This is a genomic window from Flavobacterium sp. B114r (assembly GCF_056824125.1).
Map to the genome: position 1 here is coordinate 3,367,428 of NZ_CP124858.1, position 19,205 is coordinate 3,386,632.

The 19,205-nt window shown below is 32.9% G+C and carries 21 protein-coding genes; 14 read left to right on the top strand and 7 right to left on the bottom strand.

Annotation, left to right across the window (positions count from 1 at the left end; all coding sequences use genetic code 11):
* Nucleotides 1-185: 185 nt before the first annotated feature.
* The 6 genes from QLQ94_RS14455 (at nt 186) to QLQ94_RS14480 (ending at nt 7,291) form a co-directional block, all read left to right on the top strand.
* Complete coding sequence (locus tag QLQ94_RS14455; protein WP_482497575.1) at nt 186-1,829, top strand: DUF6377 domain-containing protein; 1,644 nt, start codon at nt 186-188, stop codon at nt 1,827-1,829.
* 211 nt (nt 1,830-2,040) lie between these two features.
* Nucleotides 2,041-4,257, top strand: a complete 2,217-nt coding sequence (locus QLQ94_RS14460) for a glycoside hydrolase family 3 C-terminal domain-containing protein (RefSeq protein ID WP_482497577.1) — start codon at nt 2,041-2,043, stop codon at nt 4,255-4,257.
* Between the two features lie 277 nt (nt 4,258-4,534).
* Entirely contained in the window at nt 4,535-5,182 is a 648-nt protein-coding gene (locus tag QLQ94_RS14465) for a DUF1349 domain-containing protein (RefSeq protein ID WP_271337766.1), read from the top strand.
* A 180-nt stretch (nt 5,183-5,362) separates the two neighbouring features.
* Entirely contained in the window at nt 5,363-6,496 is a 1,134-nt protein-coding gene (locus QLQ94_RS14470) for an acyltransferase family protein (protein ID WP_271337768.1), read from the top strand.
* Between the two features lie 399 nt (nt 6,497-6,895).
* Nucleotides 6,896-7,090 (top strand): hypothetical protein, encoded by a 195-nt coding sequence (locus QLQ94_RS14475; protein ID WP_482497579.1) that lies wholly within the window; start codon nt 6,896-6,898, stop codon nt 7,088-7,090.
* A gap of 9 nt (nt 7,091-7,099) precedes the next feature.
* Nucleotides 7,100-7,291 carry a hypothetical protein gene (locus QLQ94_RS14480; protein ID WP_482497580.1) on the top strand — a complete coding sequence of 64 codons (192 nt, stop codon included), beginning with the start codon at nt 7,100-7,102 and terminating at the stop codon, nt 7,289-7,291.
* 302 nt (nt 7,292-7,593) lie between these two features.
* Here QLQ94_RS14480 and QLQ94_RS14485 read toward each other — a convergent pair whose 3' ends face one another.
* Together QLQ94_RS14485 and QLQ94_RS14490 are read right to left on the bottom strand one after the other, a co-directional pair.
* Complete coding sequence (locus QLQ94_RS14485) at nt 7,594-8,700, bottom strand: NADH:flavin oxidoreductase (RefSeq protein WP_271337772.1); 1,107 nt, start codon at nt 8,698-8,700, stop codon at nt 7,594-7,596.
* Nucleotides 8,701-8,706: 6 nt separating this feature from the next.
* Entirely contained in the window at nt 8,707-9,009 is a 303-nt protein-coding gene (locus QLQ94_RS14490; protein ID WP_271337773.1) for an ArsR/SmtB family transcription factor, read from the bottom strand.
* Nucleotides 9,010-9,220: 211 nt separating this feature from the next.
* Here QLQ94_RS14490 and QLQ94_RS14495 point away from each other — a divergent pair, with 211 nt between their 5' ends.
* The 4 genes from QLQ94_RS14495 to QLQ94_RS14510 all read left to right on the top strand — a co-directional run bounded on the left by QLQ94_RS14495 (nt 9,221) and on the right by QLQ94_RS14510 (nt 11,845).
* Nucleotides 9,221-9,715, top strand: a complete 495-nt coding sequence (locus tag QLQ94_RS14495; protein ID WP_271337774.1) for a TlpA family protein disulfide reductase — start codon at nt 9,221-9,223, stop codon at nt 9,713-9,715.
* Nucleotides 9,716-9,778: 63 nt separating this feature from the next.
* Nucleotides 9,779-10,873, top strand: coding sequence for a hypothetical protein (locus tag QLQ94_RS14500; protein ID WP_271337775.1), 1,095 nt, complete (start codon nt 9,779-9,781; stop codon nt 10,871-10,873).
* 64 nt (nt 10,874-10,937) lie between these two features.
* Nucleotides 10,938-11,342, top strand: coding sequence for a lysozyme inhibitor LprI family protein (locus tag QLQ94_RS14505; protein ID WP_427402294.1), 405 nt, complete (start codon nt 10,938-10,940; stop codon nt 11,340-11,342).
* Nucleotides 11,343-11,368: 26 nt separating this feature from the next.
* Entirely contained in the window at nt 11,369-11,845 is a 477-nt protein-coding gene (locus QLQ94_RS14510) for a hypothetical protein (protein WP_271337780.1), read from the top strand.
* A 76-nt stretch (nt 11,846-11,921) separates the two neighbouring features.
* On the opposite strand, the gene QLQ94_RS14515 is transcribed toward QLQ94_RS14510, so the two are convergent.
* Nucleotides 11,922-12,305 (bottom strand): hypothetical protein, encoded by a 384-nt coding sequence (locus QLQ94_RS14515; RefSeq protein ID WP_271337782.1) that lies wholly within the window; start codon nt 12,303-12,305, stop codon nt 11,922-11,924.
* Between the two features lie 296 nt (nt 12,306-12,601).
* Between QLQ94_RS14515 and QLQ94_RS14520 the strand changes: the two genes are divergently transcribed.
* A complete protein-coding gene (locus QLQ94_RS14520) occupies nt 12,602-12,772 on the top strand; it encodes a hypothetical protein (protein ID WP_427402295.1) in 171 nt (56 codons plus the stop codon).
* A 675-nt stretch (nt 12,773-13,447) separates the two neighbouring features.
* Here the strand turns inward: QLQ94_RS14520 and QLQ94_RS14525 are convergent.
* From QLQ94_RS14525 to QLQ94_RS14540, 4 genes are all read right to left on the bottom strand, one after another.
* A complete protein-coding gene (locus tag QLQ94_RS14525) occupies nt 13,448-13,675 on the bottom strand; it encodes a hypothetical protein (protein ID WP_271337785.1) in 228 nt (75 codons plus the stop codon).
* Nucleotides 13,676-13,805: 130 nt separating this feature from the next.
* Nucleotides 13,806-15,356, bottom strand: a complete 1,551-nt coding sequence (locus QLQ94_RS14530) for a DHA2 family efflux MFS transporter permease subunit (RefSeq protein ID WP_427402296.1) — start codon at nt 15,354-15,356, stop codon at nt 13,806-13,808.
* Nucleotides 15,357-15,672: 316 nt separating this feature from the next.
* Nucleotides 15,673-16,122, bottom strand: coding sequence for a PaaI family thioesterase (locus QLQ94_RS14535; protein ID WP_271337787.1), 450 nt, complete (start codon nt 16,120-16,122; stop codon nt 15,673-15,675).
* A 63-nt stretch (nt 16,123-16,185) separates the two neighbouring features.
* On the bottom strand, nt 16,186-16,776 hold the full coding sequence (locus tag QLQ94_RS14540; RefSeq protein ID WP_427402297.1) for a TetR/AcrR family transcriptional regulator: 591 nt from the start codon (nt 16,774-16,776) through the stop codon (nt 16,186-16,188).
* Nucleotides 16,777-17,161: 385 nt separating this feature from the next.
* Here QLQ94_RS14540 and QLQ94_RS14545 point away from each other — a divergent pair, with 385 nt between their 5' ends.
* From QLQ94_RS14545 to QLQ94_RS14555, 3 genes are all read left to right on the top strand, one after another.
* Nucleotides 17,162-18,034, top strand: a complete 873-nt coding sequence (locus tag QLQ94_RS14545; protein WP_271337791.1) for a helix-turn-helix domain-containing protein — start codon at nt 17,162-17,164, stop codon at nt 18,032-18,034.
* A gap of 188 nt (nt 18,035-18,222) precedes the next feature.
* Nucleotides 18,223-18,639: a (R)-mandelonitrile lyase gene (locus tag QLQ94_RS14550; protein WP_427402298.1), complete on the top strand. Its 417-nt coding sequence runs from the start codon at nt 18,223-18,225 to the stop codon at nt 18,637-18,639.
* 96 nt (nt 18,640-18,735) lie between these two features.
* On the top strand, nt 18,736-19,140 hold the full coding sequence (locus QLQ94_RS14555; protein WP_271337793.1) for a cupin domain-containing protein: 405 nt from the start codon (nt 18,736-18,738) through the stop codon (nt 19,138-19,140).
* The last annotated feature ends 65 nt before the right edge of the window (nt 19,141-19,205 follow it).

Genomic DNA, 19,205 nt, shown 5'->3' on the forward strand with positions numbered 1-19,205 from the left:
ATTATAGAAATTGAGTACAATCAAATTTACAAAAATCCAATTGGTGTAAGGAGGTTTCTTTGTGTTTGTTTTTTTAAAGTCTCTTTTACTTGTTACGAAATTTAAAATTTGCGACTTATAAAAAAATCATTTTTTGTATTCACACTTTCTTATATTTGTGAAATCTCATTATATCTCAAATTGGTTTGAAAAATTATCTGTTGCTTTGTTTTTTAGTTCTATTGGCAAATCCTGTTTATTCATCGGATAGTACAGATACTATTTTGGCAAAACTAAATGATGCATTGAGAAATAAAGACAATTATGTTCGTCTAAAAGAAGAACGTATTTTGAATTTTAAAAAAATAAAGTCAGAAAATCTAACCAAGGAGCAAGAGTATAATTACAACAAAACTCTTTATACAGAATATCAAAAATTCAATTCAGATTCGGCTATTTTTTATGTAAAAAAGAACCTTAAAATCGCCAATGAACTTCATGATCAGGAATTACTAAATTTAGCGAACCTGCAACTCGTAACACTTTATTCTTCTTCTGGAAAATACCGTGAATCTGAAGCATTGTTAAAAAGCATAGATAAAAAAACACTTTCAAAATCCCTGCTTCAAAATTATTACGTAGCATATCGGGAGTTTTTCGAACATTACGCTGCTAATAGTTATGATGTAAAGTACATTCAGCAAATACGAAAATACCGTGATTCATTATTGACAGTTTTAGAACCTAATACACTAAACTATCAGATCACAAAGATTCAACAAGTCATGTCTCAGAAAAAGCTTGCCATTGCTGAGAAGCAATTGTTGCAATTATTCAATACCATCAAAGAAGATAATCCGCAATATGCTATGGTTACCTATCTTTTGGGAAGCATCTATGAAGAAAGACATCAGCTCGAGCCAAGAAAAAAATATTATGCACTTTCAGCCACTTCAGATTTAAAAAATGCCAATAAAGACAATGCATCGCTTCAGGAATTAGCACAGGTTTTTTATGAAATTGGCGATGTTGATATGGCATATAAATTAACGCAATCAGCTGTCGAAGATGCACTGTACTGCAATGTTCAGTTTCGTACGCTTTTAATGTCACAGGTTTATTCGATTATCAATACCGTATATTTAGAAAGAGAAGCACAGCGAAAAACCGAACTTCAATTGTATCTTTTATGCATTAGTCTGCTTTCGGCATTTTTGATCGTAGCCGTTATCTACGTTTACAAACAAATGAAAAAAGTTTCTAAAATAAGAGGAGAACTTTATGAAACCAGTCAGAAATTAGCCGAATTAAATAAAGATATTACAGAAACAAATAATCAGCTGCAGGAACGTAATGCGCAATTATCAGAATCCAATCATATTAAGGAAGAGTATATAGCGCACTTTTTCAGCCTTTGTTCCACTTACATCAATAAGTTGGAAAATTATCGCATTATTTTAAATAAAAAGGCGAATGCAAAACAATTTGATGAGATTTATAAAATGCTAAAATCAACTACTTTGGTTGATAATGAACTCGAAGAATTGTATAAAAATTTTGATATTATCTTTCTGAATTTATATCCCACTTTCGTCAAAGATTTCAATGCACTTTTAATTAAGGAAGAACAGATCGTTTTAAAGCAGGGCGAATTACTCAACACTGAACTTCGGATTTTTGCTTTGATTAGATTAGGAATTAATGACAGCGTAAAGATCGCAGCCTTTCTTCGTTACTCTTTAAGCACAATTTATAATTATCGTACTAGAGCCCGAAATAAAGCTGCAGTTTCGAGAAATGATTTTGAAGAAATGGTCATTAAAATTGGTTTAATATCATTAAAAGTGTAGTTTTTTATTTTAAAATCACTACTTTTTTCGGGGCATATTTTTAATTAAATATCTGTAAATCAAATACTTGATTTTTTGTTTTACTACTTTTTTTCGTTTAAAAATTCAAAACGAACTATAACGTTTTAGCTTTACGGTATTATTAAAAGGGTTATACGTTTTTATAATCCCTTTTATATTGTATATTAAATGCTTTAATAAATTAATAGTTATGTTTAAAAACGTTAAAACAATTGTTGTTTTACTTTTGTTGAGCTCTATCGGTGTGAATGCACAGAATAAAGTTCCGGTTTATCTAGATGATAAAAAGCCAATTAATGAGCGTGTAGAAGATGCTCTTAAAAGAATGACAACCGACGAGAAAATTGCCATGATTCATGCGCAGTCAAAATTCAGTTCACCAGGTGTACCACGTTTAGGGATTCCTGAAAACTGGATGACTGACGGACCACACGGAATTCGTACTGAAGTAAAATGGGACGAATGGGATCAGGCTGGCTGGACAAATGATTCTTGTATTGCATTTCCGGCTCTTACAGCACTTTCTGCAACCTGGAACAAAGAGTTATCAGCTTTATATGGTAAATCGATTGGAGAAGAAGCTCGTTATCGTAACAAAAACGTATTGTTAGGGCCAGGAGTTAATATCTACAGAACGCCATTAAACGGACGTAACTTCGAATACATGGGCGAGGATCCTTTCTTAGCTGCAAAAATGGTTGTTCCTTATATTAAAGGTGTTCAGGCCAATGGAGTTGCTGCATGTGTAAAACATTTCGCTTTAAACAATCAGGAAACAAAACGTAACTCAGTAAATGTAATTGTTGATGATCGTGCGTTATACGAAATATATTTACCGGCTTTTAAAGCTGCCGTTCAGGAAGGTGATGCGTGGGCTATTATGGGTTCATACAACAAATACAAAGGACAGCAATGTTGCCACAACGAATTTTTATTGAATGATATTCTTCGCGGAGAATGGGGTTTCAAAGGAGTTGTAGTGTCAGATTGGGGAGGAGTTAATGATACAAAACAAGCAATTCATAACGGTTTGGACATGGAGTTTGGTTCATGGACAAACGGACTTACTGAAGGTGCGAGCAATGCTTACGACAGTTATTACCTGGCAAAACCATATTCTAATATGATCGCCAGAGGTCAGGTTGGAACTAAAGAATTAGACGAAAAAGTACGTCGTATTTTACGTTTGTCTTTCTTAACTACAATGGACAGAAACAGACCTTTTGGTTCTTTTGGAACACAAGAGCATGCAGATGCTGGCCGTAAAATAGCCGAAGAAGGAATTGTATTGCTACAAAACAACAATAATATTTTACCAATTAACCTTTCTAAAACAAAGAAAATCGCAGTTATTGGTGAAAATGCAATCAAAATGATGACTGTAGGTGGAGGAAGTTCTTCGCTTAAAGCAAGATATGAAATTACGCCACTTGAAGGATTAAAGAAAAGAATTGGAAACCAGGCTGAAATCGTTTACGCTCGTGGTTATGTTGGAGATCCAACAAGTGAGTATAATGGAGTAATAGCAAAAGTAAGTTTAGAAGAAAAACGTTCTCCTGCAGAATTATCTGCTGAGGCTTTAAAAATAGCTAAAGACGCTGATATTGTTCTTTTTATTGGAGGTTTGAATAAAAGTGATAATCAGGATGCAGAAGGACATGATCGTAAAGAACTGGGTTTACCATACGGTCAGGATAAATTAATTGCTGACTTGGTTAAAGTAAATAAAAATGTGGTTTTTGTAAATATTTCAGGAAATGCTGTGGCGATGCCGTGGGTAAAAGAAGTTCCGGGAATTGTACAAGGATGGTTTTTAGGTACAGAAGCAGGAAGTGCGTTGGCTAATGTTTTGGTTGGAGATGTAAATCCTTCAGGAAAATTATCTTTTACTTTTCCTGTAAAATTAGCAGATAACGGAGCTCATGCATTAGGAGAATTTCCTGGTGGAGACGAAGTAAAATACAATGAAAGCATTTTTGTTGGATACCGTTGGGCAGACAAACAAAAAGCTAAACCATTATTCTCTTTTGGTCATGGTTTAAGTTATACGACTTTTGAATATGGAAAAGTAACTGCAGACAAAAAACAAATGACTGTTGGAGATCAAATTACATTCTCTGTTAAAGTAAAAAATACAGGATCAAGAGAAGGTTCAGAAGTAGTACAGCTTTATATCAGTGATTTAAAATCTTCATTACCACGTCCGATAAAAGAATTAAAAGGATTTGAGAAAATTGCGCTTAAAGCAGGAGAAGAAAAAACAGTAACTTTTACAGTAGATAAAACAGCATTAAGCTTTTTTGATGATAAAAAACACGACTGGGTTGCTGAACCGGGAGCTTTTGAAGCAATCGTTGGGGCATCTTCTACAGATATAAAATCTAAAGTGGGGTTCTCACTTAAATAATTTCATTATTTCTAAATTGGTTGGTTGTAAAGCTGCAAGTGTAAAAATTTGCAGCTTTACTTTTAAAATGATTTTACCATTAAGAGATTAAGAAAATTAAGCTTTATGGTTACTGGACTAAAAAAGTATGTATCATTAAGATTTTAAGTTTCATTAAGCTTTGTGGTTACTAAGCTTAAAAAAAGCATTAAGACATTCTGAACGATTAAGCATTGTAACTTAATTTTCTTAATCTCTTAATGGTTCAAAAAAGATATTAATTGTTAAATTAATTTAAATGAGAAAAATTGTACTTAGCGTTATGACCTTGTTTTTGGCGCAAAATCTTTCGGCGCAGACTTTAAATAAAATGCAATGGTTTAATGAACCTGAAAAATGGGAAATTAAAAATAATGCTTTAATCATGAATGTCACAGCCAACAGTGACTATTGGCGTATTTCACATTACGGATTTACCGTAGATGATGCCCCATTTTATTTTGCGACTTATGGAGGGGAATTTGAAGCTAAAGTAAAATTAACCGGCAACTATATTGCCCGTTTTGACCAAATGGGATTAATGCTTCGTATCGATGAAAAAAACTACATTAAAACGGGAGTTGAATTTGTTGATGGAAAATTTAATATCAGTACAGTTGTGACGCATGATAAAAGCGATTGGAGTGTGACTACTTTAGAAAAAGCACCGCCATTTGTATGGATAAAAGTCGTGAGAAGATTAGATGCCGTTGAGGTTTTCTTTTCTTATGATGACAAAAATTATATTATGACCAGAAATGCGCCGTTGCAGGACAACACACCAGTTATGGTTGGTTTAATGGCCGCATCACCAGACGGAAAAGGTTTCGAAGCTAAATTCGAAAATTTTAAGGTAACACATTTACCGGATCAACGCAGATTAGAATGGCTTAAAAGTCATCAGTAATTGAGCAAATAGATGATGAGATTATTTTATACTTTGTTTAAAATTCTTCCTTACATTTTTTCGCAAAAAACGTTGTGAACTTTGCAGTTAATCTATCTTAACAAAACTGAGATTGTTTAGAAAATATATTATTTTAGCTAATACCAAAAAAACAACTAACCTTTAACCACAAAAAAAAACATGAGTTCAATTTCTGTTGATATTAAACCAAAAAAACATTATGAAATTTTAGACGGTTTGCGGGGAGTAGCTGCTATCTTAGTAGTTGTCTTTCATATTTTAGAAGCCTTTAATGAAGGAAGCCGATTTAAACAAATTATTAATCACGGTTACCTGGCTGTCGATTTCTTTTTTCTCTTATCCGGATTTGTTGTAGCATATGCTTATGATGATCGCTGGGGAAAGTTAACCCAATGGGAATTTTATAAAAGACGTTTAATTCGTTTGCAGCCAATGGTCATTATGGGAATGATTATTGGAGCCATTTTCTACTATTTTCAGGCATCAGATGTTTTTCCGCAAATTGCAGGAATGGCACCTTGGAAAGTGATTTTAACAATGATAATTGGGTTTACATTACTGCCAATTCCGCCATCGATGGAAATCAGAGGCTGGGGCGAAATGCATCCGCTCAACGGACCTGCATGGTCACTTTTTTTCGAATATATTGCTAATATTTTGTATGCCTTGTTCTTTCGTAAATTCTCGAATAAGGTTTTAGGAATCTTTGTTTTTATATTCGCAGCAATGCTGGTTAATTATACCGTTTTTGGACCAAAAGGAGATGTTATTGGCGGCTGGTCTTTAAACTTAGAGCAAATGAATGTTGGTTTTACCCGTTTATTATATCCATTTTTTGCAGGAGTTTTGCTTTCACGTTTAGGAAAGTTAATTCATATAAAAGGAGCTTTCTGGGTTTGCAGTATTTTAATTGTAGTTCTTTTTTCGATACCAAGAATTGGAGACGAAAACACTTTATGGATGAATGGTTTATATGAATCAATTGTGATTATTTTCTTTTTCCCATTAATTGTTGCCATTGGAGCAGGAGGCGAAATAAAAAATGCAGTTTCGGTTAAAATATGCAAAGCATTGGGAGATATTTCATATCCAATTTATATCATACATTACCCACTAATTTACTGGTATACAGCTTGGGTAATCGATAATAAAGTTCCTCTAAAAGACGGTTACCTGATTGGAATTGGAGTTTTAATTTCCAGTATCACAATAGCGTATTTATGTTTGAAATTCTACGATGAACCAGTGCGTAATTGGCTTCAGAATAAATTTCAAAAAAGAAAAATTTCTTAAAATAAAGTTCAGAGGTTCAATGGCTCAGAGGTTCAAAGGAAAAACTTCGTCTCTTTGAACTACAGAAAGATCTTGAATTTCTAAAATTTTGTTAGTTATAGATATTCAGAAAAGGGATGAACTTTCATGTTTTCATCCCTTTTGTATTTATAGTTTCATGTAGAAATAAACAATTTAAAAAAAGTAGACAATTGTAGATATGTATAATCGTAGAGATGCACAGCAGTGCATCTACGCAAGGTATATCGACAAACAAAAAATAAAACTAAGAGTTTAAGAGCATTTTTTGCCACAGATTACAAAGATTAGAAAGATTTTGGAAGCATTTGAAGAAATGAGGAAAAGAACTTCTTATTATTTGTATTTATTAATGTTTTAAATTTATTTGCAAAAAAAAAAATGTCAAATCCAGACAACACTGATAGAATACCAATTTATATAAAGGCAGAACAAATTTTTAAACTTACAGAAGGACTTGTCCAGATTATTCCACCGGATAATGAATTTTTACAAGAAACAACTGTCCAGTTTATGCGTGAAAATGCAATGATTATTCCTGTAAAAATTGCCGGTGCAGAAGCAGCAGATGTATAGGATCTAAGAATGGAAAATGCGGCTATTATTCGAAAGGCCGCAAGAGAATTATATGTTCAGGCAGGTAGTTTACGTTTTGAAGAAGGCATTACAGATAATGATTATATCGATTTGTTGAGAAGCACTATTGATGAATTTCGCTTACTGTTTATTGATTGGGTTGCCAGTTTTGATCAATGGAATTATATTAAAGACAGTTAGGGATTATTCAATCCGCCAGGTGTAAATGCGCACGACAAAGATCCCGATGATGATATTCCTTTTGATCCAAATGATTTTTTTGAATCAGACGATAAAGATGATTTTGAATAAGTGTTTCATCCGTACAACCCGTTTTATCTGTGGGCAATTTGCGTATACAGACAGAAGTAGGCCTGTAAGATATAGATACCGAAAAGTTTGTGTAAAATAAAAGGGATAAACAATTAAGCTTATCCCTTTTTATATTTTAGTTCAATCAGAAAAACTTTGTCCCTCTGTTCCTTTGAACCTTTTTTAAAAACTTATTCTAACACTAAAGCTCCCAAAGCCTCTTTGCTAAAACCTTTCAATTCATCTGTTTTACCGGCTTTAATTTTAGCCACCCAGTTAGGATCAGATAAAAGAGGTCTTCCAACGGCAACTAAATCAAAATCACCTCTGTCAAAACGTCTGTTTAATTCTTCAAGAGATGTTGGTTGAGAACTTTCTCCTGCAAATGCACCAAAGAAATCTCCCGAGAGACCAACAGAACCTACAGTAATAGTTGGTGCCCCTGTAACTTTTTTAGCCCAACCAGCAAAGTTCAAATCAGATTCTTCAAATTCAGGCTCCCAGAATCTACGTTGAGAACAGTGCAAAATGTCAACCCCGGCATCAACAAGCGGCGTAAGCCAGGCTTCTAATTCTTGTGGATTTTTAGCTAGTTTATAGTTGTAGTCAGAAGGTTTGAATTGAGAAAATCGCATAATTAAAGCGAAATCATTCCCAACCTGTTTTCTGATTTCTTTAATTACTTCAATAGCAAAACGATTACGTTCCGGCAGCGTTTTCCCACCATAAATATCATCACGTAAATTAGTTTCAGCTCTAAAGAACTGATCGATTAAATAACCATGTGCTCCGTGAATTTCGATCGTATCAAAACCTAGTCTTTTAGCATCAGCAGCAGCTTTTCCGAAAGCAATAATAGTGTCTTCAATATCTTTTTCAGACATAGTAACACCATTTCTAAAATCAGGTCGGTTTAATCCGGAAGGTCCTTCAAAAGGAACTGGTGGAACCCATCCTGAATGGTGATTGTCCATAATTCCCATATGCCAGATTTGTGGTCCCATTTGACCTCCGGCAGCATGAACTTCATAGATCACTTTTTTCCATCCATTTAAAGCAGCTTCGCCGTAAAAATGAGGAACATTAGCGTCGTTTGATGAAGAAGCTCTGTCAATAACAGTTCCTTCAGATAATATTAATCCAACTTCACCTTCAGCTCTTTTTTGGTAGTAAGAAGCTACATCATCAGTTGGAACTCCGTTTGGAGAAAATGAGCGCGTCATTGGCGCCATTACGATTCTATTTTTAAGATTTAACGTTTTTAAGTTAAATGGCGAAAACAGGTTGTTTGTACTCATAGTAATTTACAAATTAGATTGAATTAATTTACTGAGTGCTTCAAAGGCACCTTCGTTGCGTTTATAGTAAGTCCATTGACCAACGCGTTTAGATTCTATAAATCCTGCACGTTGTAGAATAGACAGGTATTCAGAAACTGTCGATTGCGTTAAGCCGGCTTTGGCTTGTATTTGTCCCACACAAACTCCGTGCTCAAATCCTGCATGCTGCAATTGATCCGGAAAGTTTATTTCAGGTTCCTTTAGCCATTCCAACATTTGCAATCTGGACTTATTAGAGAGTGCTTTAAAAATTTCTAGATGTTCCATGGTGTAAATATATCGACTTTTCCCGATATGTCAATTTAAAGAAAGATATTTAGCAAAAATTTAAGATCAAGGAGAAGGAAGTTGTATGAAACAGTGGAGGATTTTAATAAAGAAAATTTATATTTGCTTGTGAAGAATTAATCTCGCAATACTGATGTCCATCGGGATTACAAGACTAAAATGCCCCCAAATAAATAACTTTAACCCAACTATGAAAAAAACTTTACTTATTCTAGGATTTTTATTTTGTATAACAACAACTTCAACGGCCCAGGTCGTAGGAACTGATGTTGGTAATATTGCTCCTGAAATAGATTTGCCCGATACAAAAGGAAATAATGTGGCGCTTTCTTCTCTCAGAGGAGATTTAGTTTTAATTGACTTTTGGGCTTCATGGTGCGGACCTTGTATTAAGGAACAACCGGAATTGATAAAACTAAACAATACCTATACAGGTAAGTTCTCTGTCTACAGCGTTTCGATGGATACTAAAAAGTCACTTTGGTTAGCTACAATCGCAAAACAAAAATTGACGTGGACACATGTTAGTGACTTGAAATATTGGAATTCTCCTGTTGTAGGGGATTATAAACTTCAATCAGTACCATTAAACTTTTTGATCGACAAAAACGGAATTATCTTAGCTAAAAACATTCATGGTAATGCATTGAATGAAAAGATTAAAAGTTTGTTAGAGGCACAATAAAGTTGAAATAGAGTTATAATAAGTTGATACAATTGCAAGAGAGGATTTAGAATCTGAAAAACTATGGAAGAAAAATTAAAGAGTTACGAAAGGACAATTAAAAGAAAGCATAGCTTTAACTGGACGCCCAAGTATAGAGAAGAATTTCGTACCTCTTTGAGTAAAATTGTTTTTATTCCTATTGTAGAAAAGGCAGTTTTAAAATTGGGATGGGATGTGGTTTTTAAAGATGACAATTCAGTTGAAGCAAAAAGAAAAGAACTGGCATTAGGAATTGAAAAGTGGACTGAAGCAATTACAATTACTTTTAATCATGGAAATGTAGTGGTGCAAAGTCAATCCTTAGGAAATGAAATCTGGGATAATGGGAGGAATTCTAAAAGAGTAGGACTCTTTATTCATGTTTTTAAAGAGACGGAAAAAGAGTTTGATCGGGAAGCTTTAAATGAACTGGAGAGAGAAACTGAAAAGAAGAATAATTGGGATGATTATATCATTCCTGAAAAACTGGCAGAGCCAACTACGCCCAGAAATAAAAATTTCTCAATTTTGGTTATTGGAGGCCTTTTAATATCTTTAGGACTTGGTTTTGTTATTGCAGAAATTTCTGTGTACGGAATTTATTTGATTGGATTGTTTGAGGTATTAGTAGGATTGGCAATTGCTTTTTCATTAAAGTATCTGATTCAATGGTCAAATTTTACAGAGTTGGCTAAAATTCGCTTTTTATTGTATGGAATGGTTTTTTTAACCTATTTTTCGAATCAATATTTTCAATATGAAATTATTTTAAGGGAAAACAGCTTAGAAGGAATTAATTTTTTACAATTTATAGAAATTAGGCTTTTGCAAGGATTGACCATTAAAACCTTAAATACAGGTTGGATAGGATTGGTTTTAAGCTGGGGCTTACAGTTAGTATTAACTTATTTTGTAGCCTACTTAAAGCTAATTTCAATAATAGCATCTTATCAATTAAGGAAAATTCCGACTGAAGTTTTAGATTTTTGTAATTATCATTTTATAAAGGGGAAAACCGGAGAAGAAGTACGATCTGAACTTTCGAAAAAAGGCTGGACGCAAACCGAAAATCAAAATGAAGTTTTTGAAGCGATGGGAGCTGTTTATGGCTCAATGGAATTGCGTAGATCCAAATAAAAGAGAAAATCTAATAAATATGTTTTCGAACAAAATGTAATAAATTAAATATTAAAAATAAATCATGATTCAAAAATCGATACTATTATTCTTTATACTGTTTTCGTTCAATTGTAATGCGCAAACAATGGAAACAGTCAGTATATTGAAAACTTCTTATCAGAAATGTCTGGACAGCGGAAACGGAATGAAGAATTGTGCCATTGAGTATTACAATGATTCAGATAGTTTGCTGAATGTTTCCTATAAGAACCTAAAACTTAAATTAAGTTCTAAAGAGCAATCAAAATTAAAAAAAGAACAATTAGACTGGATAAAGAAACGTGATCTGTATTTCGAAAAGGTATATTCTGATACTAAAAAAGAAGGACATTTTGTAGAAGGAAGCGGCGATTTTGATATGGTTGTTTTTGACGAAAAAGCCAATTATATTCTTTCAAGAGTAAAAGAACTCATTAAAAAAATGTAACATTGCTTTCAAAATAAAATGGCTCAATGGAATCAAGGCTCAGTTTATCTGAATTTAGAACAAGATTAAAGGATAATACAGAAATAGGTTCTCTAAAAGCAGAATTAAATTTGCTTAGAATATTTCCCCGATTTGGCGGAACAAAGCCTTTTTATGGACTTTTTGATGATAAAAGTTTTCGTCTGACTTTAAATTCACCAACATCACCAACTTATTTTATAATAAGAGGAAAATACAAGAATGTCAATAATGTGCTTAAAATAAGCTATGTTATTGAACCTAACAGCAAGTTTCAGTTGCTTTGGGTAAGATTTTCTCCAGTAGTTTTTCTGATAGCACTAAATGTATTTTTCCTTTTTTTTGGAAGAGGACTTAGAAAGGCAACTACAATTGTAAGTTTGTTTATGCTTATAATTATTTTCTATTCGAGATGGAAAGAGGAAAGAAAGTGGAAGAAATTAGAGCAAAAATTTGTCAGGATTTTTGAAATTAAAATAGACTAGGATTAGGAATCTTTGTCAAAATTTTAAATTTTGACAAAGATGATCAACAAGAAAAACGAGATACAAACCAATAACCTCAGTTTAGTCTGTCTGAATGATCCCGAACACCGCCAAAAGTTGTTTTCAGCATTTCTCTAATCTGAAATTGCGTTTTATTTCGGGTAACATTTTTCCATTCATTAAAATCGAAAACATGAATTTCCTGTGCATTCGGATTTGTGACGAAAGAAAGTCTTGCAATCGAATATTTGTAATATTTTAATTCGTGCGATATATGGCGATCCGGAACGACAATAAGTATAGTCTCCCATTCGAGGAAATTTTTAGGAATATCCTCTCTTTCTGTTAAACCCAGAGCTTCAAAAAAGGCAATGATCTTTTGATCATTAAGTTTGTCGATTTTTTGATCGACACGTTTAATGGTGCTAATAAGTTTATTTTCATCTTTAATAACACTCATAATTGTAATATTTTTTTTGTTTAAGTTAATTTTCAATATAAAATTACATCAAAACAAAATAATTTAATAAAAGAGAGGCATTAGAATGATTCTAAATTTTAACAAAGCAATTTATTTGCTTGTAATTCAATTAGTAAAAGAGAAAAATTAGAAGAATATTTAAGGTGAAAATAATACGTTCTATTTTCAAAAAAGACTTGGTAATGATACAACTGACGATCAGATTTTGATAAAAGTCTATTAATTTATTTCGTTTAAAAGACATATTTTTATCGCACTATCTAATTGCATTACTTATGAAAACTATTTCTCACAAAGAAACTTTTTTGTATTTTATTCTATTAGTCACTTTTAGTTCATTGGCTCAAAATAAATCAGATAGAGAATTGATTTTAATCGACAAAGATTGGCATTTTTCATTAGGACATTTATACGATACACAAAAAAAGGAAAGTGAAATGAAGTAGCTTTATCGGCTTCCGCGAAAGGATTAAAGTCTGGTATTTTGAATGTTAATCAGAAGAAATAGTTTGTAAAATTTATGTCGCTCCGCTGGAGCTTTAACGAAATGCTGTATCTGTTTCTATAAATATATCGCTCCTCTGGAGCTTTAATAAGAATATTTGCTGATTTCTATAAATATGTTGTTCCGCTGGAGCTTTAACGAAATGCTGTATCTGTTTTCTGTAAATATATCGCTCCTCTGGAGCTTTGATAAGCATATTTGCTGATTTCTATAAATATGTTGCTCCGCTGAAGCTTTAACGAAATGCTGCATCTGTTTTCTATAAATATATCGCTCCTCTGGAGCTTTGATAAGAATATTTGCTGTTTTCTATAAATATGTTGCTCCGCTGGAGCTTTAACGAAATGCTGTATCTGTTTTCTATAAATATATCGCTCCTCTGGAATTTTAATATAGATTATGATATTTTTCTATTAATATGATACTCCTGGAAGTTCTGCCAATACTAACGATTAATTTATTGTCAATATAATGCTTCGTTACCATTAATATAAAGGGCAAGTAAATCCCAGCGGGATGTCATATTTATAGAAAATTAGTAGTTAGGTTCCATAAAACCCCAGCGGGGTGACATCTGTTACAATCTTTAATTTATATTTTTATGTGTTTAAATAATTTAATGATCTGAAATAATCATATTCGTTTTTGGTTTTTTCGATTTGTTCATTACAAATAAAAGGAGCGGTAATGGCACCACAAAAAACAATCCAATAAAAAAGAAAGCATCCCTGTAATTCAATAAAGAAGATTGTTTTAGAACGACATTTTCCATTAATATGATAATCCTAGAAGTTCTGCCAATACTAACGATTAATTTATTGTCAATATAATGCTTCGTTATCATTAATAGACAGGGCAAATAAATCCCAGCGGGATGTCATATTTATAGAAAAATATTAATTAGGTTCCATAAAACCCCAGCGGGGTGACATCTATTACAATCTTTAATTTATATTTTTATGTGTTTAAATAATTTAATGATCTGAAATAATCATATTCGTTTTTGGTTTTTTCGATTTGCTCATTACAAATAAAAGGAGCGGTAATGTCACCACAAAAAACAACCCAACAAGAAAAAAGGCATCTCTGTAACTCAATAAAGAAGATTGTTTCAGTACGACATTTTCCATTAATTTAAGTGCTTTTAGTTTTGCTTCATTATAAGCAAAACCTTTGTTTTGAAAGTATTTTGTATAGGCATTTATTCTATCCACGGCGGTTATATTATAGGACGTAATATTTGAAACAAGTTCATTTCGATGTGCATAAAATCGGTGCGCAACATAGGTATTAATGATCGAAACGCCAAAAGAACCGCCCAATTGTCGCATCATATTGTTAAGTGCTGCACCCTGACCGACATCTTTGTCATCAAGAGACGAAACAGCCAGCATTGTAAGCGGAACAGTTAGTAACGCCATACCTAAGGCACGAAAAATAAGAGAAGTTGCCACCTCAGAAGCACTTGTGTTTAAAGTCATTCCGGACATTCTCCAATTAAAATAAATAAACAATAGAAATCCCGTAGCAATAATTAAAACAGGAGAAACTCCTTTTTGTAATAATGTACCACATAATTTTAAAGCCAGTAAAGCCATTAAAGCTCCCGGAAGTAAAAGCAATCCGGTTTGATAAGGAGAAAAACTCAAAAGGCGTTGTGCCACAACCGGAGTGATATATATCGAAATAAACATACCAAATCCCGTTACAAAGGTTAGAATTGCTGCTATACTTAAGGACTTGCTTTTTAGCACCCTAAGATTCACAACCGGCTTTTCGATTGTCAGTTCCCAATAAATGAACGTTAATAATGTAGAAATTGCGATAATAGTCAGTGCAATAATGTATCTGGTTTCGAACCAATCTTCGACTTCGCCTCTTTCTAAAACAGTTTGTAATGCGCCAACTCCAATTGCTAATAAAGCAATTCCAGTCCAGTCGACTTTGGTTATTTCAGGTTTAACAGCAGGTTCTCTTAATAGAAAATAACAAGAAATCATTACAAGAATCCCAATTGGCACATTGATCAAAAAGATCCACGGCCAATCATAGTTTTCGGTAATATAACCACCAAGAGTAGGTCCTATTGTGGGGCCTATGAAAATTCCTGCTCCAAATAATGCTCCTGCTGTCGATTGTTTCTCTTTTGGAAAAAGCTCGAAAACTACAACCTGAGATATTGACAATAAGGCACCACCGCCAATTCCCTGAAAAAACCTGAAAAATACCAGCATCCAGATATTCGAAGAATGTCCGCACATAAAAGAACAGAAAGTAAAGAGAATAACAGATCCAATATAATAATTTCGTCGACCAAGGTTGGCACTCAAAAAGCTTGTAATAGGTATAATAATTACGTTTGCAATAGCATAAGCAGTAATTACCCAAGAAGTATCTTCCAGCGTTGCGCCTAGGTTTCCGCTCATGTGAGACAACGCTACGTTTACGATCGATATATCAATCAATTCCATAATCGCAGCCAGAATGACTGTGAAAATAAGTAGTTTTCGGTGTAATGGTGTCATAATAATTTTTTTATACCGATTGGTATATTTTTAATAAAAAAAAAATATTTAAATATTAGGCAGTAATGCGTAAAATTTTAAACACATAGAAACATAGGTTATATAGAAATAAAGAGGTGTCAAAAAGAAATACGTTTCTTTCACATAGCTATGTGAATTGATGTAAAGTGAAACGCCTTTTTTTAAGTTTACAAAATCTATGTTTGTATGTGTTTAAAAATCACAGCTACTGATTTTAAAAATCTGCTTAATCTGCGTAAAAAATTATTCACTCATAGATTTATATGAAAACCGACAGAATTTGTGTTATAAATATTTACAATTCTTTTTTGATAATATTGGTTTTAAGAAGATTAGAAGTTGCTCTTGCAATTAATCTGGTTTGATCTTTGTTCCAGATTTCACATTGTGCATTTACGATTTGTTTTCCTTTTCTAATGATCGCTGTTTTGGCAATAATCGTATCACCAACAAAAGCAGGAGCAAAATAATCAACAACAAGATTAATTGTAGTATAAAAAGTTTCTTCATGAAGAGAAAACATCGTAGCTCCAATGCAATCATCAGCAATTGCAGCCGTTACGCCGCCATGCAAACTCTTGACAGGATTAGACATTTCTTCGCGAACCAAATATTTAAAAGTAACTGTACCTTCTTCGGCAGCAACTACTATAGGTTTCATCCAGAGCATAAAGGGCGACGGTGACGCAGTAAATTCTCCGTCAATGTGATCTTGTAATACTTGTAATCTTGTTTTTGTTTCCATTTTGTTTTGATCTATATTAGATTATTTATTATACCAATTGGTATATTTTATTGTGAAAAAATGTTATTCCAGATCATCAATAATCCTATTAAGCGAAAGCATAATAGTAGATAAATTAGATAAGTTGCCGGTTATTTTAGAAATCATTACAGCTCCTTCGATAATAGCAATTATAGTCAATGCCGTTTTTTCAGGATCGATCTCTTTGGCTTTAAATTCTCCTGCAATAATTCCCTGTTCAATAAAGTAGACTAATTTATTTTTCCAGGCCAGAATAGTGTTTTCGACTTTTTTTCTAAGAACAGGATGAGTATCATCAGCTTCTGTGGCTGTATTAATAATTGGGCAGCCTCCCTGTGTTAATCTTAAATCAGAATAATCAGAATAGAGTCGGGGATAAACCAGTAATTTATCTTTAAAAGTAGTTTGCTTTTCAATTTCTCTTGCAAAAGTATCCTGAAGTTTTTTTACATTAAACTTAAAGGCGGCGATAGCAACTTCATCTTTATTTTCGAAATTACCATAAATACTCCCTTTTGTAAGCCCTGTAGCGGTGGTAATGTCGCTCATCGAAGTTCCGCTGTATCCTTTCATATTAAAAAGAGGGGCAGTTTTTTCGATAATAAATTGCTTTGTTTTTTCAGCTTTACTCATGATTGGTAAATTTAAATGCAAATATATACCGATTGGTATAATTAAACAATTTTTTACGGGTTTATTTTGTTTCAGGTTTTCTATACATTGCCGTGAAACTTAAAGCATATTATTTTTACCACAGAAGTTACACAAAGTCTTTTTTAATCGCGCAAAGACTCAAAGTCTTATACTATTTTTACAATTTTAAAATAGAAAGTTAGCTAAGTTAATTGACAAAGCTTTGCGTTCTTTGTGTTTGTCAAGACAATCTACTATAGAAAACTTTGTGTAACTCTATGGTTAATTTTTTATTCTCATTTCAAACCTGAAACCTGAAACCTGAAACTAAAAAAACTTGAAACCTGAAACGATATTGTTTGTTTGATTTTCATAACTTTGCAATATGAAAGATCAATTAGAATCTCAGGCTGCGGAACTTGGTATTAACGATTTAAAACTGAAAGGCTTTAAAGTGTACGAAGTAAATGAAGATATAAGTAAAATTCCGACCTATAATCGTAGGGATTTCTACAAGATTTGCATTAACACGAGTAAAAGTTTGATTCATTATGCAGATCGTGGTATAGAAACTGATGGCACAATATTATTCTTTGGAAATCCACATATTCCATATTCCTGGGAAATTATTTCATCGGTTTTTCACGGATATGCATGCGTTTTTACCGAAGAGTTTTTAAAAGCTAATGATCGTTCTGAAAGTCTACATGAATCTCCTTTGTTTAAAATTGGCGGAACACCAATTTTTGCCTTATCAACTGATCAGAAAGTGTTTATAGATTCATTGTTCAGGAAAATGATAGAAGAACAAGAAACCGATTATGTTTTTAAGGATGACTTAATCCGTAATTATATCAATTTGATTTTGCATGAATCGATGAAAATGCAACCTACAGAAAATTTCTTTAAACATAAAAATGCTTCTTCCAGAATTACCTCTTTATTTCTTGAATTATTGGAAAGACAATTTCCAATAGAAACAAAAAATGAGCCTTTAGTATTAAAAACGCCTCAGGATTATGCACAAAGTCTTGCTGTACATGTAAATCATTTAAACCGTTCAGTAAAAGAAATTACAGGAAAATCTACCACGGCACATATTACCGAAAGAATCATTGGCGAAGCCAAAGCATTGCTGCAACATACTGATTGGAGTATTGCAGATATAGGATATTCACTGGGTTTTGAATATCCAAGCTATTTTAATAATTATTTCAAAAGACTTACCGGAACAATTCCCAAATCGTTAAGAATGTAAAATTGTTTCATATTCTTAATTTTTTGTTTGATTATCGTTATTTCTGATTGTCATTGCTAAAGTAATTTTGCCGTGAAATAATTAGTATTAACTACTTATCGGTTTTTCGCTAACTAAATACAACTTCTATAAAGCGCATTCTAGCTTTCTAATTTAGTTTCTGGCACTGATATTAAAAACAAATAATTATGAAAGCAACAAAAAATCAATTAAACGAAACCATTTTCCCAAAAGGAGATTTAGCATCGGCAGATTACTTTACAGGAAAAGCGTGGGTAAAAATGCTCGTTCCCAATGATCCCGTTTTAAATACTGCTGTTGGTAATGTAGTTTTCGAAGCCGGAGCAAGAAATAATTGGCATACACATCCCGGCGGACAAATCCTGATCGTAACACAAGGAACAGGATATTATCAGGAAGATGGAAAACCAATTCAATTACTGCAAGAGGGCGATGTAGTCAATATTCAGCCTGAAGTAAAACATTGGCATGGAGCTTCTCCAGAAAGTGAATTTACTCATATTGCTATAAGTACCAATACCGAAAAAGGTATTGTAGACTGGCTTGAACCAGTAACAGACGAACAATACAATAACTTTAAATAATTACAGTAGTAGTGTTGTCTGGCGAGATCTAAGTATTAATTAACGGTTTTATTAGATCTTATTTAAATAAAAATCCAATCTCAAAAAATCTATTTTATGTCAACACTTTATACTTCTGCTATTGAAGAGGGAAAAATCCCGAATACCTTCATGACTGGTGATGTTTCTTATAAAAAACAAACCAGCAATATTCATCCGGACAATACGGTTATTAAAGAAATTTCTTTTGAGCCCGGTTCGAGATGCAAGTGGCATATTAATGCAAGTTTACAATTATTTATCGCTACTGACGGAATAGGTTATTTTCAGGAAAAAGGCGCTACAATTCGTCTGCTTCATAAAGATGAGGTAATTACAATTTTACCTGGCATAGAACATTGGTATGGTGCAACACCTTTTAGCCGATTCTCGCACATTAGCATAATTACAGAAATCGACAAAGGAAAAGGAATCTGGTTAGAGAGTGTAACAGATGAAGAGTATTTTAGTTTTGGAAAATAGATTTTTTAAGTTTCTAAGTTACTAAGTTAAAAACTCAAAACTTAAAAGTGTATTATTAAAAGAAA

Coding starts and splice junctions, on each gene's coding strand:
- QLQ94_RS14545 (WP_271337791.1), top strand. CDS start 17,162: ATGAAAGATCAATTAGAATCTCAGGCTGCGGAACTTGGTATTAACGAT.
- QLQ94_RS14480 (WP_482497580.1), top strand. CDS start 7,100: ATGGAAAATGCGGCTATTATTCGAAAGGCCGCAAGAGAATTATATGTT.
- QLQ94_RS14495 (WP_271337774.1), top strand. CDS start 9,221: ATGAAAAAAACTTTACTTATTCTAGGATTTTTATTTTGTATAACAACA.
- QLQ94_RS14490 (WP_271337773.1), bottom strand. CDS start 9,009: ATGGAACATCTAGAAATTTTTAAAGCACTCTCTAATAAGTCCAGATTG.
- QLQ94_RS14515 (WP_271337782.1), bottom strand. CDS start 12,305: ATGAGTGTTATTAAAGATGAAAATAAACTTATTAGCACCATTAAACGT.
- QLQ94_RS14485 (WP_271337772.1), bottom strand. CDS start 8,700: ATGAGTACAAACAACCTGTTTTCGCCATTTAACTTAAAAACGTTAAAT.
- QLQ94_RS14460 (WP_482497577.1), top strand. CDS start 2,041: ATGTTTAAAAACGTTAAAACAATTGTTGTTTTACTTTTGTTGAGCTCT.
- QLQ94_RS14505 (WP_427402294.1), top strand. CDS start 10,938: ATGATTCAAAAATCGATACTATTATTCTTTATACTGTTTTCGTTCAAT.
- QLQ94_RS14465 (WP_271337766.1), top strand. CDS start 4,535: ATGAGAAAAATTGTACTTAGCGTTATGACCTTGTTTTTGGCGCAAAAT.
- QLQ94_RS14470 (WP_271337768.1), top strand. CDS start 5,363: ATGAGTTCAATTTCTGTTGATATTAAACCAAAAAAACATTATGAAATT.
- QLQ94_RS14530 (WP_427402296.1), bottom strand. CDS start 15,356: ATGACACCATTACACCGAAAACTACTTATTTTCACAGTCATTCTGGCT.
- QLQ94_RS14475 (WP_482497579.1), top strand. CDS start 6,896: ATGTCAAATCCAGACAACACTGATAGAATACCAATTTATATAAAGGCA.
- QLQ94_RS14555 (WP_271337793.1), top strand. CDS start 18,736: ATGTCAACACTTTATACTTCTGCTATTGAAGAGGGAAAAATCCCGAAT.
- QLQ94_RS14500 (WP_271337775.1), top strand. CDS start 9,779: ATGGAAGAAAAATTAAAGAGTTACGAAAGGACAATTAAAAGAAAGCAT.
- QLQ94_RS14510 (WP_271337780.1), top strand. CDS start 11,369: ATGGAATCAAGGCTCAGTTTATCTGAATTTAGAACAAGATTAAAGGAT.
- QLQ94_RS14525 (WP_271337785.1), bottom strand. CDS start 13,675: ATGATAACGAAGCATTATATTGACAATAAATTAATCGTTAGTATTGGC.
- QLQ94_RS14535 (WP_271337787.1), bottom strand. CDS start 16,122: ATGGAAACAAAAACAAGATTACAAGTATTACAAGATCACATTGACGGA.
- QLQ94_RS14520 (WP_427402295.1), top strand. CDS start 12,602: ATGAAAACTATTTCTCACAAAGAAACTTTTTTGTATTTTATTCTATTA.
- QLQ94_RS14540 (WP_427402297.1), bottom strand. CDS start 16,776: ATGAGTAAAGCTGAAAAAACAAAGCAATTTATTATCGAAAAAACTGCC.
- QLQ94_RS14550 (WP_427402298.1), top strand. CDS start 18,223: ATGAAAGCAACAAAAAATCAATTAAACGAAACCATTTTCCCAAAAGGA.